General features: G+C 59.0%; 1 pseudogene. It reads left to right on the top strand.

Going from position 1 to position 1,415, the window contains the following annotated elements:
- Window positions 1-67: 67 nt before the first annotated feature.
- Window positions 68-1,415 (top strand): annotated as a pseudogene (locus ACIP1X_RS28950) (aconitate hydratase B); the annotation flags it as partial.

The raw sequence follows: 1,415 nt of genomic DNA, 5'->3' as shown, positions 1-1,415 counted from the left end.
GCGTCCCGGACACCCATTTGGGACCACTGATGAGGGTAATAACTGTGCTTGAAGCCTACGCAAACATATCGAAGAGCGTGCAGCCCTGGGTATCGTTCCCCAGCCGCTTAACGCCGAACAAACAGCAGGCCTGGTCGAGCTGCTGAAAAACCCTCCGGCTGGCGAAGAAGAATTCCTCGTTGACCTGATCACCAATCGCATTCCGCCAGGCGTGGACGAAGCGGCCTATGTAAAAGCCGGCTTCCTGTCTGCACTGGCCAAGGGCGAAGTTTCCTCCCCTCTGCTGGACAAAAAACGCGCTGTAGAACTGCTCGGCACCATGCAGGGCGGCTACAACATCGTGACCCTGGTTGAGCTGCTGGACGACGCCGAACTGGCGCCTGTCGCTGCCGCGCAACTCAAGCACACCCTGCTGATGTTCGATGCCTTCCACGACGTCGCGGAAAAAGCCAAGAACGGTAACGTTCACGCTAAAGCCGTGCTGCAATCCTGGGCTGACGGCGAGTGGTTCAAAAACCGCCCGACTCTGGCCGACAAGATCAGCCTGCGCGTGTTCAAGGTTACCGGCGAAACCAACACCGACGACCTCTCCCCTGCTCCAGATGCCTGGTCGCGTCCAGACATCCCGCTGCACGCCCTGGCCATGCTGAAAATGGCCCGCGACGGCATCGTTCCTGATCAGCAGGGCGCCATCGGCCCGATGAAGCAGATCGAAGAAATGCGCGGTCAAGGCTTCCCGATCGCCTACGTCGGTGACGTGGTCGGTACTGGTTCTTCGCGTAAATCCGCTACCAACTCGGTACTGTGGTTCTTCGGCGACGACGTTCCTTACGTGCCGAACAAGCGCGCTGGCGGTTTCTGCTTCGGCAGCAAAATCGCTCCGATCTTCTACAACACCATGGATGATGCCGGCGCACTGCCAATCGAGTTCGACGTTTCCAACATGAACATGGGCGACGTGATCGACCTGTACCCGCATGCTGGCAAAGTCTGCAAACACGGCACTGACGAAGTCATCACCACCTTCGAAATGAAGACCCCGGTGCTGTTGGACGAAGTCCGTGCTGGCGGCCGTATTCCGCTGATCATCGGCCGTGGCCTGACCGAGAAGGCTCGCGCCGAACTGGGTCTGCCTGCGTTCGACCTGTTCAAGAAGCCTGATGCACCGATCGAAAGCACCAAGGGTTACACCCTGGCGCAGAAAATGGTCGGCAAGGCGTGCGGTCTGGCAGAAGGCAAAGGCATCCGTCCTGGCACCTACTGCGAACCGAAAATGACCACCGTGGGTTCTCAGGACACCACAGGTCCCATGACCCGTGACGAACTGAAAGACCTGGCGTGCCTGGGCTTCTCGGCTGATCTGGTGATGCAGTCCTTCTGCCACACCGCGGCGTATCCAAAGCCGATCGACGTGA

It is taken from the genome of Pseudomonas sp. NPDC088885 (assembly GCF_044750025.1).
GTDB classification, from domain to species: Bacteria; Pseudomonadota; Gammaproteobacteria; order Pseudomonadales; family Pseudomonadaceae; genus Aquipseudomonas; species Aquipseudomonas rustica.
The sequence above is the reverse complement of the archived record's forward strand: the minus strand, read 5'-3'. Positions and strand labels throughout refer to the sequence as shown.